Here is a 13030-nt window from a genome sequence, read left to right on the forward strand (position 1 = left end):
GGTCAGGCCGTCTGCAGTGACTCGAGGACCCGCTCGATGTCGTCGACGAACGCGTTGTAACCGGCGATCGTCGCCGCGACCTGCTCGTCGCTGAAGTCCGAACGATCCTGGCGAATCGTCAGCTGGGTGCCCCCGTCGACCTCTTCAAGGTCGAACAGCACGGGGAGGCCCGCATCGTCTCCGGGCTGATCGGTGAGTGTCATCGCCAGGTGCGACGGCGGCTCGACGACCTTGTACTCGCCGGCCCAGTCGATGCGATTCCCGTCCGGCAGAACCATCACGGCGCGGAAGGCGCCGCCCGGCCGCACGTCCATGGTCAGCGACTCCTGCGGCACCTCGACGGCGGCGGTGCCGAACCACACCGCGAAGTGCTCGGGCAGCGTGATCGCTTCGAAGACGAGCTCGCGCGGTGCGCGGAGTGTGCGGGTGATGGTGAAGTACTCGGTCATCGGTCTTCCTTCGTGTCGGTGCCGTCCGTCGTGGGCGGCGGGCTGAGCTGTTGCAGAGCGTTGAGGTACTGGTCGAGCGCATCGACGCTGTCCTCCCAGAAGCGGGCGTAGTCCTCGATCCAACGGGATGCTTCGACGAGAGGTCGCGCATCGAGCTGAGCCGGTCGGTACTGGGCTTCGCGCCCGCGGGTGACGAGACCGGCGGATTCGAGGACCCGGAGATGCTTCGACACCGCGGCGAACGTCATGTCGAACGGTTCGGCGAGCTCACCCACGGTGGCCGCTCCCCCGCTGAGGCGCGTGAGCATCGCCCGCCGCGTGGGGTCGGCCAGCGCCGCGAATGTGCGGCTGAGCGGATCGCTGCTCATCGTCTCCTCCTTGTTCAACTCATTGGTACAGTACCGATTAGTTGAATACGTGTCAACTGTCGGACGGTCGCGCTAGCGTGGCGGGATGCCGCGCGTGATCTTCTACACCGCCACCACCCTCAACGGCTTCCTGGCCGACGATGCCGATTCGCTCGACTGGCTCTTCGCCGTGCCGGGCGGCGAGGGCGGAGACGGCGCGTTCCAGGAGTTCCTCTCCGGCATCGGGGTCCTCGTGCAGGGGTCCTCCACGTACGAATGGGTCCTGCGCCAGGAGGATCTGATCGCACACCCCGAGAAGTGGCCGGCGTACTACGGCGCCCGCCCGACGTTCGTGTTCACGGGGCGGGAGCTGCCGTCGGTGCCGGGGGCTGACATCCGCTTCGTCCGCGGCGACGTGAGCGCGGTGTGGCCGCGAATCCTCGAAGCGGCGGCCGACCGCGACGTCTGGGTCGTCGGCGGAGGCGATCTCGCCGGGCAGTTCGCCGATGCTGGGCTGCTCGATGAGATCCTCGTATCCGTCGCACCCGCGACACTCACCTCGGGCAAGCCGCTTCTCCCCCGCGATCTCGGCGCCGACAGGCTGACGCTCACCGGCGTGCGCCAGGCGGGTGCCTTCGCCGAACTGACGTACGCGGTGACGGGTGAGCAGTCGTGAGCGACCGCTGGCGCGGCATCGTGGCCGCCCTGCTCAATCCTGACCTGCGCGCGGTGCTGGCGGAGGCGATCGGCGCGACCGACCTGACCGCCTCGCGACGGGAGCGCGCGACCGAACGCCTTCTCGATATCGGGCTGCTGCGCGCGTCGCCGGACGGCGTGGTATTCGACGAGGACTTCGTGCGCGCCCTGCTCGCCGAGCAGCCGAAGACGCGACCGACGGGCCCGGAGCGCTTCCTCGACGGTGCCGGGCGCATCGACCGCTATCCGGTGCAGGCGACGGAGCGCGCGGAGCTGCTCCGCTGGGTCGCGACGCGCGCGTTCGCTCCCGGCGACGTGCTCAGCGAGAGCGAGACGAACGAGCGGCTCGCACCCTTCACCGATGACGTCGCGCTGCTTCGCCGCCACCTGGTCGACGCCGAACTTCTCGAGCGCACCAGGTCGGGATCGGAGTACGCGCCCGTCGAACTCGAGGTCGAGGAAGAGTCGAGGACCCGACCGGCTCAGTCGCCTGAAGGGCGCACCTCGAACCACTCGCCGTGCTTGGGCTCGCGGCCGTCACCCGACGACGTGCCCGTCAGCCGGCGCCGTACCCAGGGTCCGACGTGATCGCGATAGTAGGCGGCGCCGCGGTTCGCCGCGGCCGGAAGCTCCGGAAGCGACCACCAGCCGGACGCCGGCTCGAGCCCGAGGGAGGTCAGCACGCGCGCGGCGACGCGGTGGTGTCCGCGGGAGTTCATGTGAAGCCGATCCTCCGACCAGTACGGCGGACTCGAGAGCTCGCGATCGGGCCAGTTGAACGCACGGACGAGGTCGCCGCGATCCGCCAGCTTCTTCGACACGGCGGCCGAGAGCAGATCGCCGCGTCTCTGGATCACGCGGCTCAGCGGAAGCTGCGCCGACGGATTGGCGCCGGACAGCACGATGAGCTTCACGCCCTCCTCGTCGCAGCGGCGGAGCACGTGGGTGAAGGCCTCGACGACGCGAGCGACACTCGTGCGGGGCCGCAGCATGTCGTTGCCGCCACCGTTGAACGAGAGGTGCGTGGGCTTGAGCGCCAGCGCCGGTTCGAGCTGCTGCTCGACGATCGGCCACACGAGCTTGCCGCGGATCGCGAGATTCGCGTACTCGACCGGCTGCGCCGAAGCATCCGCCCATCCCTGCGCCACCAGGTCCGCCCACCCGCGCACGCGGCCATCGGGGAGCTCGTCGCCCACGCCTTCGGTGAAGGAGTCGCCGATCGCGACGTACCGCACGGATGCCATCGTCACAGCCTACGGCGGGTCAGCGGTCGTCGAGCGCCGCGCCCCGTCGGTCGACGAGCCCCCAGGCCGCCGCCGCGGCGACGGTGAAGAAGGCCGCGAACACGATGAACAGGGCCGGCGCTCCCCCGGCGGAGAGCAGCAGCGGCACGCTCAGGGGCGCGATGATCGACGCGATGCGGCCGGCACCCGCCGCCCACCCCGAGCCGGTGGCCCGCAGCGAAGTCGGATACATCTCGGGCGTGACGGCATACAGGGCTCCCCACGCGCCGAGGTTGAAGAACGACAGCGCCATGCCTGCGGCGATGACCGCGCCTTCGGTCCCTGCGGTGCCGAAGAAGCCCGCGGCGACGGCGGAGCCCACGAGGAAGACCGAGAGCGTCAGCCTCCGCCCCCAGACTTCGATGAGCCACGCGGCGACGGCGTACCCGGGAAGCTGCGCCAGCGTGATGATCAACGTGAACCCGAACGAACGGACGAGGTCGTACCCCTGGGCGACGAGGATCGACGGAATCCAGATGAACGCTCCGTAGTACGAGAAGTTCACGCAGAACCACACCAGCCACAGGCACGCCGTCCGCACCCGGAACTCCGGCGCCCACAGCGCGGCCAGGCGCGAGCCGACGCTGGTGGCCACGGGCGGCGCGGCATCCGCGGTCGGTACCGCAGCAGGGGACGGAGCGGATGTCGCACCCGCAGACTCCTCGAAGGACCGGACGACCGCATCCGCCTCGGCATGCCGTCCTCGGCGCTCGAGCCACCGGGCGGACTCCGGCAGTCCCCACCGCACGAAGAGGGCGTAGGCCGCCGGTATCGCGCCGAGCGCGAACGCCCAGCGCCAGCCGGCCTCGGATGCCGGGATCACGAAGTAGCCGATCAGCGCGGCCGCGGTCCAGCCGATCGCCCAGAACGCCTCGAGGAACACGATCAATCGTCCGCGCATCCGTGCCGGGGCGAACTCGCTGACGTACGTCGACGCGACCGGCAGCTCGGCTCCGAGGCCGAGTCCCACGAGGAATCGCAGGACGAGCAGTGCCGCGAGCCCGCCGACGAGGGCGCTCGCGCCGGTGGCGAGCCCGTACACCAGGAGCGTGATCGCGAAGACCGATCGGCGGCCGAACCGATCGGCGAGAAGACCGCCGACGCTCGCACCGATCGCCATGCCGATGAAGCCGACGGAGGCGATCCAGGCCGTCTCCTGCGGCTGAAGGCTCCACTGCACCGCGAGAGCGGTGATCACGAAGGAGATCAGCCCGACGTCCATCGCGTCCAGCGCCCACCCGAGCCCCGATCCGGTCAGCACCCGCAGGTGGCGACGCGTGAAGGGCAGGGCATCGAGGCGTTCCGAGAACGTGGCTGCGACGCGGGGCTCGGCATCCGTCATAGCGTCATGCTACGGATGCCGCGTCCCCTGCGGCAGTCACGACAGCATGTCGCGCACGAGAGGCGCGACGCGCGAGCCATAGAGCTCGATCGAGCGCATCATGCGCTCGTGCGACAGCGTGCCGGTCGAGAACTTCATGTCGAAACGCTGGATGCCGAGCGTCGCGACCGTGTCCGCGATCTTCCGGGCCACCGTCTCGGGCGAGCCCACATAGAGCGCTCCCTCGGGCCCGACGTCGCGCTGGAACCGCATCCGGCTGTAGGGAGGCCAGCCGCGTTCGCGGCCGATGGTGTTGTTCATTGCCTCGAAGCCCTCGTAGGCCTCGTCCCACGCCTGCTGATCGGTGTCGGCGACATGGCCTGGCGAGTGCACGCCGATCGGAAGCTCGGGCTTCTCGAAGCTCGTCAACGAGCGACGGTACAGGTCGGCGAACGGCCGGAATCGGTCCGCCGGGCCGCCGATGATCGCGAGCATGAGCCCGTACCCGTGACGCGCAGCGCGAACCACGGACTCGGGCGTCCCTCCCACGCCGACCCACGCGCGCAGACCGTTCTCGGTCTTCGGGAACACGTCGGCGTCCTCCAGCGGCGCACGCAAGGTGCCCTGCCACGTCACCGGCTTCTCGTCGAGGAGGCGTGAGAAGAGGTCGAGCTTCTCGTCGAAGAGGGTCTCGTAGTCGCGCAGGTCGTAGCCGAAGAGCGGGAACGACTCGATGAAGGATCCGCGGCCGAGGATGACCTCCGCGCGCCCTCCGGACACGGCGTCGAGGGTGGCGAAGCGCTCGTAGACGCGCACCGGGTCGTCGCTCGAGAGGACGGTGACCGCGGTCCCCAGGTGGATGTTCTCGGTGCGGGCGGCAGCCGCCGCGAGCACGATCTCGGGGCTCGATACGGCGAACTCCGGCCGGTGGTGCTCCCCCACCCCGAAGAACGACAGGCCGACGCGGTCGGCGAGCACCGCCTGCTCGACGACATTGCGGATCGTCTGGGCATCGCTGAGACGCGTGCCGGACGCGTCACGCGTGACGTCTCCGAACGTGTCGAGACCCAGTTCGACGGCGGTGAGATCGGTCATTCGAGCATCCTTTCCATTCGCGTGAATGCATCACGCGTGAGAGGGAACCGTGAGCGGCGACGTCGCATTCCCGCAGACAGACGGATGCCTCGGGCGTAGCGTGACCGCATGGCCATCTTCGCGGACCGCACGGCGGCGGGGGTCGACCTCGCGGCCGGTCTCGCTGCGTGGCGCGGTGCGGATGCCGTCATCGCCGGAATCCCCCGCGGAGGGATCGTCGTCGCCGCCGAGGTCGCACGCGTTCTCGGCCTGCCGCTCGCGGCGATCGTCGTACGCAAGCTCGGAGCACCCGGGCAGCAGGAGTTCGCCGTCGGGGCGATCGCGGACGACGTCCGCGTGCTCACCGAGCAGGGAGGTCGCATCGGAGCGGCGACACCCGCGCAGCTGGACGCGGTCGAGGCGGTCGAGCGCGAAGAACTCCGACGCCGCTCGGTCATCTTCGGCAGCATCGAGGGCGTCGCCGGACGGACCGTGATCGTCGTGGACGACGGCATAGCGACAGGTGCCACGGCGACCGCGGCATGCCGGTCGCTGCGTGGTCGGGATGTCGCGCACATCGTTCTCGCGGTGCCCGTCGCACCCGCGGCGTGGACGCCGGACCCGGTCGCTGTCGACGAGTACGTGTGCCCGCACCGCCAGGAGCGATTCTGGGCGGTGGGCGAGTTCTACGACGACTTCGCGCAGACGAGCGACGCGGAGGTCGTGGCGCTGCTGCACCACGACCCCCGCGCCTGATCCGCCGCGGGTCAGCGCGAGAGTGCGCTGCGGAGGGTGTCGAGTCCGACGCCGCCGATATCGAGCGCTCGCTTGTGGAAGCGCTTGATCGAGAAGTCGGCGCCCTCGCGCTCGGCGACGTCGTCGCGGAGCTGCTCCCAGATCCGCTGGCCGACCTTGTACGACGGTGCCTGTCCGGGCCAGCCGAGGTAGCGGTTGACCTCGAACTTCACGAACTCGTCGGGCATGTTGACGTTGTGGCGCATGAAGTCGAGCGCGAATCCGGCATCCCACGTGCCCTGGCCGTCGGGACGGGCCTTCTCGAGGTGGACGCCGATGTCGAGCACGACGCGGGCGGCGCGCATGCGCTGGCCGTCGAGCATGCCGAGCCGGTCGGCCGGATCGTCCAGGTAGCCGAGCTGTTCCATGAGCCGCTCGGCGTACAGCGCCCAGCCCTCGGCGTGACCCGACGTGCCGCCGAGCAGCCGGCGGTACGAGTTCAGCTGCGCGCGGTTGTACACGGCCTGCGCGATCTGCAGGTGGTGTCCAGGGACGCCCTCGTGGTACACCGTCGTGAGCTCGCGCCACGTGTCGAACGACTCCACGCCCTCGGGGACCGACCACCACATGCGGCCAGGGCGCGAGAAGTCGTCGGTCGGACCCGTGTAGTAGATCCCGCCTTCCTTCGTCGGCGCGATCATGCACTCCAGCCGTCGGATCGGGTCGGGAATGTCGAAGTGCGTGCGACCGAGCTCCACGACGGCTCGGTCGCTGGTCTCCTGCATCCAGCGCTGCAGCGCGTCAGTGCCGTAGAGCTTGCGGCTGTCATCCTTCTCGAGGAAGGCGACGGCCTCCTCGACGGACGCTCCGGCCTTGATCTCGTGGGCGATCGACTCCTGCTCGGCGACCATCCGCGCGAGTTCCTCGATGCCCCACTCGTAGGTCTCGTCGAGGTCGACGGTGGCGCCGAGGAACTGCCGCGAGTGCAGCGCGTACAGCTCGCGTCCGACCGCGTCCTTCTCGGTCGAGGCCGGTGCGAGCTCGCTGCTCAGGAAGGCGGCGAGCTCGTCGTAGGCCACGCGGGCGGCGTTCGCGTTGTCGGCGAGATCGCGCGCGAGCGAGGCGGGAAGCTGTCCTTCCTCCGGGGCGGCTTCGGCCGCGAACGTCGCGAAGAAGCCGCCGTCCTCGGTGTAGCGGCCGATCTGCGTCACGACCTCGACGACCTGACGACGAGCGGGCACGACGCCCTGCTCGATCCCGGCGCGCAGCGACTCGACGTATCCCTCGATCGCGGCCGGAACGGCGCCGAGGCGCGTGGAGATCACCGACCAGTCATCCGGCGTCGCAGTGGGCATGAGGTCGAACGCGGAACGGATGTTCTGCGCGTGCGAAGCGATCACATTGATGTCGCGCAGATGCCACTGCGCCTCGTGGAGCTCGATGCCGAGCTCGATCTCACGGGCGAGATCCTCTTTGGTGACGACGTCGATGTCGTCGACCGGAGTCGCCGCGGTCAGGGCGGCCAGCGTCTTGCGGCCCTCGGCGGTGAGGTGCTCGTGGCCTGCGGGGCTGTAGTCGCCGAAGCGGTCGTTGAACTCCGTGCGGCCGATGTAGGTCGCGAGGGTCGGTTCGAGCTCGGCGAGGGTGTCGACCCATGCGTCAGCGATCGTGTCGATCGGCGTGGGCGTGCGTGTTTCGTCAGTCATAGATCGAGCCTAAGGAGCCGTCGCGTGGCGCGCCACACGGCGCGCCACACACGGATCGTCAGTGCCCTGCTTCGTTCCAGTCCGCACCGCGGCCGATCTGCACGTCCAGCGGGACGGAGAGCTGCGCGGCGTCGCCCATCCGGTCCTTCACGATCCGCTCCGCGGCATCCCACTCCCCCGGGGCTACCTCCACGACCAGTTCGTCGTGGATCTGCAGCAGCACCCGCGAGCGCAGATCGGCGGTGGTGAAGTCATCGTGGATGTGGAACAGGGCGATCTTCATGATGTCGGCCGCGCTGCCCTGGATCGGGGCGTTGAGAGCGGCGCGCTCGGCGTTCTCGCGCAGTACGCGGTTGGGACTCGCGAGATCGGGGAACGGACGACGTCGCCCGAAGATGGTCTCGGTGTACCCGTCGATGCGCGCCTGCTCGACCGAGGAGCGCAGGTAGTCGCGGACCGCGCCGAAGCGGGCGAAGTACTCCATCATGAGCTGCTTCGCCTCGGACTGCTCGATGCGCAGCTGCTTCGACAGCCCGAACGCCGACAGGCCGTAGACGAGACCGTACGACATCGCCTTGACCTTCGTGCGCATCTGGGGCGTCACGTCGGCGGGGTCGACGGCGAAGACTCGAGCACCGACGAAGCGGTGGAGGTCTTCGCCGGAGTTGAACGCCTCGATCAGGCCGGGGTCTTCGGAGAGGTGCGCCATGATGCGCATCTCGATCTGCGAGTAGTCGGCGGTCAGCAGCGTCTCGTAGCCCTCGCCGACGGTGAACGCGGAGCGGATGCGGCGACTCTCCTCGTTCCGGATCGGGATGTTCTGGAGGTTGGGGTCGGTGCTCGACAGTCGTCCTGTCTGGCTCCCGGTCTGCACGTAGGTGGTCCGGATGCGCCCATCCGTCGCGATCGCCGTGTCGAGCGACTCGATGATCTGACGCAGCTTCGTCGCCTCGCGGTGCTGGAGCAGCAGATCGAGGAACGGGTGCGGGTTGCTCTCCTGAAGATCGGCGAGGACCGCAGCATCCGTCGAGTACCCCGTCTTGGTCTTGCGGGTCTTGGGGAGCTGCAGTTCGTCGAAGAGAACCTCCTGCAGCTGCTTCGGCGAGCCGAGGTTGACCTCTCGGCCGATGGCGGCGAAGGCCTGCTGCGCGATCGCGTCGGCACGCTCGCCCAGCTCGCCCGAGAAGGAGGAGAGCGTGTCGTGCGACACCGCGACGCCGGCGAGCTCCATGTCGGCGAGAGTGAGCAGCGTCGGCAGCTCGATGTCGGACAGCACCGCGGCGACGCTGTCGGCCAGCTCGCCGCGCAGGGCCTCCGTCACGCGGATGCCGAACCAGGCGAGCTGACCGGGGGTGGCGCCCTCGGTCTCGGGCACCAGCTGGGTCGGGTCTGCTTCAGGGAGCTTCTCGTCGAGGTACCGGTCGACGAGGTCGGCGAGGGTCTTGTCGGGAAAGCTTGGCCGGAGCAGCCACCCGGCCACGATCGTGTCGAAGGCGAGACCGCCGAGGGTCAATCCTGCGCGGCGGAGCGCCTTGACCTGCGGCTTCGCGTCGCTGAGCACCTTCGGCGCGTCGGAGGCGAGCCACGAACGCAGTGCGTCCGCGACCTCGGGGGTCCAGTCGGCTTCGGCCGCGGCATCCGCCGTCGCGAAGCCCGCCCGGCGAGGAAGGCCGCCCTCGACGACGAGGCTGACGCCCACCTCACCCTGCGCCGCCTCGAGCCACGCGAGCAGGTCGGCCGGCGAGGGTTCGACGGGCACCGGCATCGGCACGGCAGCGGCGCTCGCGACCGCGGCCATCTGCTGCTCGATGCCGGCGAGCTCGGCCACGCGCGGAATGAGCGTCTTGAACTCCAGCCGCGCGAAGATGTCGCGCACCGCCTGCGCGTCCATCGGCTTCACCTCGAGGTCGGCCACCGCGACGGGAAGCTCGACATCGCGGAGGAGCCGGTTGAGGGCGCGGTTGCGCCGCACGGTGTCGAGATTGTCGCGTAGGTTGCCGCCGACGACACCGGTGACCTTGTCGGCGTTGTCGAGCAGCTCGTCGAGCGACCCGAACTGGTTCAGCCACTTCACCGCGGTCTTCTCGCCGACCTTCGGCACGCCGGGCAGGTTGTCACTCGTCTCGCCGACGAGCGCGGCGATGTCGGGATACTGCTCCGGAGGCACCCCGTAGCGATCGATGACGGCCTGGCGGTCGTAGCGCTTGAGCTGCGAGACGCCCTGCACGTTCGGATAGAGCAGCGTGACGTCGTCGTCGACGAGCTGAATGGTGTCGCGATCGCCCGAGCACACGAGGACGTCGAAGTGCTCCTCGGCCGCCTGCGTGGCCAGCGTCGCGAGGATGTCGTCGGCCTCGATGTCTTCTTTCTGGATGACGGTGATGCTCATCGCAGCGAGGCAGTCCTGCAGGATCGGGATCTGTCCCTTGAACTCGGACGGCGTCTCGGAGCGGTTCGCCTTGTACTCGGGGTACTCGCGCGTGCGGAACGACTGCCGAGACGTGTCGAACGCCACGGCCAGGTGCGTCGGACGCTCGGCCTTGATGAGGTTGATGAGCATCGCGAGGAACCCGTAGATGCCGTTGGTGTGCTGCCCGTCCTTCGTCGAGAAGTTGTCGACGGGGAGGGCGTAGAACGCCCGGTAGGCCAGCGAATGGCCGTCTACGACGAGAAGGGTAGGCTTTGCGGAGTCCGTCACCCTGCAACTCTAGCCAGGGTCGACGACACCCCCTCCCCTCGTCCCGAAGGTGCGCGCATGCCCGAGAACTCCCCCGCGAACACCGATGGCCTCACGTGGGCGGCGAACCGCGGAATGGGCGCACTCGCCGAGAAGATGGGCGTCGTGTTCACCGAGTTCTCGATCGAACGCTGCGTCGCGACGATGCCCGTCGAAGGCAATACCCAGCCTGTCGGGCTCCTGCACGGCGGCGCCTACGTCGTGCTCGGCGAGTCCCTCGGATCGATGGCGGCGAACCTTCACGCCGGCCCCGGACGGCTCGCCGTGGGCGTCGACATCAACGCCACCCACACCCGCTCGGCGACATCCGGACTCGTCACCGGGGTGTGCACGCCGATCCATCTCGGCAGCACGATCACCGTGCACGAGATCGTCGTGACCGACGATCAGGACCGCCGCTGCTCCACGGTCCGCATCACGAACCACATACGCCGGATCGACTAGCGATCGGCGAGAACGAGAGAAGCGGATGCCCCGTGGGAGACATCCGCTTCTCTGAACTCCGTGCGCCCTACTTCTTCGGGGCGAGCTGCTCGATGATCGCCTTGGCGACGTCCTGCATGGTGAGGCGGCGATCCATCGACGCCTTCTGGATCCAGCGGAACGCCTCGGGCTCGGACAGGCCCATCTTCTCGTTGAGGAGGCCCTTCGCGCGGTCCACCAGCTTGCGGGTCTCGAAGCGCTCGACCATGTCGGCGACCTCGGCCTCGAGCGTGATGATCTGCTCGTAGCGGGCCAGTGCGATCTCGATCGCCGGGAGCAGATCGTTGGGCGTGAACGGCTTCACGACGTAGGCCAGCGCGCCGGCCTCGCTCGCGCGCTCCACGAGCTCCTTCTGGCTGAACGCCGTGAGGAGGACCACCGGTGCGATGTGGTTCTTGCTGAGCTTCTCGGCCGCCGAGATGCCGTCGAGCTGAGGCATCTTGACGTCCATGATGACGAGGTCGGGACGCAGATCTGTCGCGAGCTGCACGGCCGTCTCGCCGTCACCCGCCTCGCCGACGACGTCGAATCCGTTGTCGCGGAGGATCTCCACGATGTCGAGGCGGATCAGCGACTCGTCCTCGGCGACCACCACGCGGCGGGGGGTCGAGGCCGGCGCTGGGGGGGTCTGCTCCTGGTCAGTCACCATTGAATCCTACGGTATGGTCAATCGCGGAAGCGCGGCATCAGCCGCCTGCCGGTGTGGCGGAATGGCAGACGCGACCGACTCAAACTCGGTTGCCCGAAAGGGCGTGTGGGTTCGACTCCCACCACCGGCACTCGTCAGAGGCGATCCGCGATCGTCGCCGCCGCGGTCAGCCAGGCGTCGCCCGTCTCAGGCGACAGTGCATCGAAGTCGATCGGACCGCCGTCGACGAGAGACGCGTCGAACGGCGCGATCACGACACCCGAGGTCACCTGCTGGAAATGGCGGGTCAGACGCGCCTCGAGCTTCTTGTCGGGTCGCGACGATGGCGCGGTGAGCACGGTGATCGCGCGGTCGACCTTGTCGCCGAAGCCCTTCTCGCGCAGTCCGTCGAGGAGCCACGCGGCACTGGCGGCCGTGTCCTCCCGCACCGTCGAGACGATGACGAGCTGGTCGGCGGCCGCGACCGAGGCGATCCAGTTGGACGCCCGCATGTTGTTGCCGGTGTCGACGATCATGAGCCGGTAGTAGCGGCGCAGCAGCCCGTGAAGGCGATCGAACGCCACCGCGTCGATGGTGGAGGATGCCGCGGCATCCTCGTCGGAGGCGAGCACGTCGAATCGCGCGTCGACCTGCGTGCGCACGTAGGTGTCGAGGGTCGCGAGACCCGACGCGCTCGGATCGGAGAACCGGTCGAGATCCTCGAGGAGATCGACGGCGGTGCGATGGTGCGGCGCGTTCTGCGCGCGCCAGCCCAGCGTCCCCCGGGTCTCGTTGTTGTCCCACGCGAGCGTCGCGCCACCCCGCAGCGTGCCGAAGGTCGCGGCGAGCAGCAGCGTGCTCGTGGTCTTGTGCGCGCCGCCCTTCGGGTTGAGCACGACGATCGTGCGCGGCGCATCGAGGCGGCGCTGCACGCGCTTCTCGCGGTCGAGCCGCGACTGCTCTCCACGACCCGGCTGGGGCGAGATCAGGCCTCCGGTCGCCCTGCGGACGGCGGCCTGCCAGCCCTCGGTCGCACGCGGCTTGTCGCCGTCATCGCGGGAGTCGAGCAGGTCCTGGACGGTCGGCTTGGCGATCTCGCGTGCCGCGGATGACGATGCGCGCGTGAGCGGAGGCTCCGTGGAGCGCGTGGCGGGGGCTTCCTCGACGACGGATGTCGCCGCGGGCGCGGGTGCCGGTACAGGTGCGGCGCTGATGCTCACCGGTGCGCTCAGTGGCACGACGCTCAGCGGCTCGGCGGCGGAAGCGGGCTCGACGCTCGCGGGCTCGGCGGCGGGAGCAGCCGCGGCGGCGGGTGCTGACTCCGCGAAGGTGCCGTCGGGATGCACGATCAGAGGCCAGCGCGAGGACCCTTCGACCAGGGTCGCGTGAGCCGGCTCGCCCGCGGATGCCGCCAGCAGCCGGATCTCCTCGACGACACGATCGCGCAGCGCGCGGCTGTCGGCAGCGATGACCTCTTCGACGTCGGATCCGACGTGAACCTCGGCAACCGTGCTCGACAGGATGTGCACCGTCGCTTCGGGCGTGCGTGTAGTCATGGTTCCTCCTGCGCG

At 69.2% G+C, this 13030-nt stretch carries 13 protein-coding genes and 1 tRNA gene; 5 read left to right on the plus strand and 9 right to left on the minus strand.

All coding sequences use genetic code 11. From position 1 onward, the window contains the following. Positions 1-2 precede the first annotated feature (2 nt). Together OL358_RS13955 and OL358_RS13960 are read right to left on the minus strand one after the other, a co-directional pair. A complete protein-coding gene (locus tag OL358_RS13955) occupies positions 3-449 on the minus strand; it encodes an SRPBCC family protein (RefSeq protein WP_264710672.1) in 447 nt (148 codons plus the stop codon). Continuing rightward, positions 446-817 carry an ArsR/SmtB family transcription factor gene (locus OL358_RS13960; protein WP_264710673.1) on the minus strand — a complete coding sequence of 124 codons (372 nt, stop codon included), beginning with the start codon at positions 815-817 and terminating at the stop codon, positions 446-448. The genes OL358_RS13955 and OL358_RS13960 overlap by 4 nt, the downstream gene beginning before the upstream one ends. Before the next feature lie 85 nt (positions 818-902). Between OL358_RS13960 and OL358_RS13965 the strand changes: the two genes are divergently transcribed. Then, the gene (locus OL358_RS13965; RefSeq protein WP_264710674.1) at positions 903-1472 is read left to right on the plus strand and encodes a dihydrofolate reductase family protein; all 570 of its coding nucleotides are present in this window, start codon (positions 903-905) and stop codon (positions 1470-1472) included. Then, a complete protein-coding gene (locus tag OL358_RS13970; RefSeq protein WP_264710675.1) occupies positions 1469-2080 on the plus strand; it encodes a DUF2087 domain-containing protein in 612 nt (203 codons plus the stop codon). The genes OL358_RS13965 and OL358_RS13970 overlap by 4 nt, the downstream gene beginning before the upstream one ends. Here the strand turns inward: OL358_RS13970 and OL358_RS13975 are convergent. From OL358_RS13975 to OL358_RS13985, 3 genes are read right to left on the minus strand one after another with little or no spacing between them, the layout of a single operon-like run. Further along, positions 1975-2736, minus strand: coding sequence for an SGNH/GDSL hydrolase family protein (locus OL358_RS13975; RefSeq protein WP_264710676.1), 762 nt, complete (start codon positions 2734-2736; stop codon positions 1975-1977). The two genes, OL358_RS13970 and OL358_RS13975, sit on opposite strands and share 106 nt — an antisense overlap. Before the next feature lie 19 nt (positions 2737-2755). Continuing rightward, positions 2756-4117 carry an MFS transporter gene (locus OL358_RS13980; RefSeq protein ID WP_264710677.1) on the minus strand — a complete coding sequence of 454 codons (1362 nt, stop codon included), beginning with the start codon at positions 4115-4117 and terminating at the stop codon, positions 2756-2758. A gap of 36 nt (positions 4118-4153) precedes the next feature. Further along, positions 4154-5191, minus strand: coding sequence for an LLM class flavin-dependent oxidoreductase (locus tag OL358_RS13985; RefSeq protein WP_264710678.1), 1038 nt, complete (start codon positions 5189-5191; stop codon positions 4154-4156). A 108-nt stretch (positions 5192-5299) separates the two neighbouring features. Between OL358_RS13985 and OL358_RS13990 the strand changes: the two genes are divergently transcribed. Continuing rightward, complete coding sequence (locus tag OL358_RS13990) at positions 5300-5926, plus strand: phosphoribosyltransferase (protein ID WP_264710679.1); 627 nt, start codon at positions 5300-5302, stop codon at positions 5924-5926. 11 nt (positions 5927-5937) lie between these two features. Here OL358_RS13990 and OL358_RS13995 read toward each other — a convergent pair whose 3' ends face one another. Both OL358_RS13995 and polA read right to left on the minus strand, forming a co-directional pair. Then, on the minus strand, positions 5938-7611 hold the full coding sequence (locus tag OL358_RS13995; protein WP_264710680.1) for a DUF885 domain-containing protein: 1674 nt from the start codon (positions 7609-7611) through the stop codon (positions 5938-5940). Positions 7612-7669: 58 nt separating this feature from the next. After that, positions 7670-10309: a DNA polymerase I gene (polA, locus tag OL358_RS14000; protein ID WP_264710681.1), complete on the minus strand. Its 2640-nt coding sequence runs from the start codon at positions 10307-10309 to the stop codon at positions 7670-7672. Positions 10310-10366: 57 nt separating this feature from the next. On the opposite strand from polA, the gene OL358_RS14005 reads away from it, so the two are divergent. Next, positions 10367-10792, plus strand: a complete 426-nt coding sequence (locus OL358_RS14005) for a hotdog fold thioesterase (protein WP_264710682.1) — start codon at positions 10367-10369, stop codon at positions 10790-10792. 67 nt (positions 10793-10859) lie between these two features. On the opposite strand, the gene OL358_RS14010 is transcribed toward OL358_RS14005, so the two are convergent. Then, positions 10860-11477 (minus strand): ANTAR domain-containing response regulator, encoded by a 618-nt coding sequence (locus OL358_RS14010; protein ID WP_264710683.1) that lies wholly within the window; start codon positions 11475-11477, stop codon positions 10860-10862. Between the two features lie 50 nt (positions 11478-11527). On the opposite strand from OL358_RS14010, the gene OL358_RS14015 reads away from it, so the two are divergent. After that, positions 11528-11610 (plus strand) — tRNA-Leu (locus OL358_RS14015). 4 nt (positions 11611-11614) lie between these two features. Here the strand turns inward: OL358_RS14015 and OL358_RS14020 are convergent. After that, positions 11615-13015 (minus strand): MinD/ParA family protein, encoded by a 1401-nt coding sequence (locus OL358_RS14020; protein ID WP_264710684.1) that lies wholly within the window; start codon positions 13013-13015, stop codon positions 11615-11617. Between the last annotated feature and the right edge of the window lie 15 nt (positions 13016-13030).

This window comes from Microbacterium sp. SSM24 (genome assembly GCF_025989145.1).
Classification (GTDB): domain Bacteria; phylum Actinomycetota; class Actinomycetes; order Actinomycetales; family Microbacteriaceae; genus Microbacterium.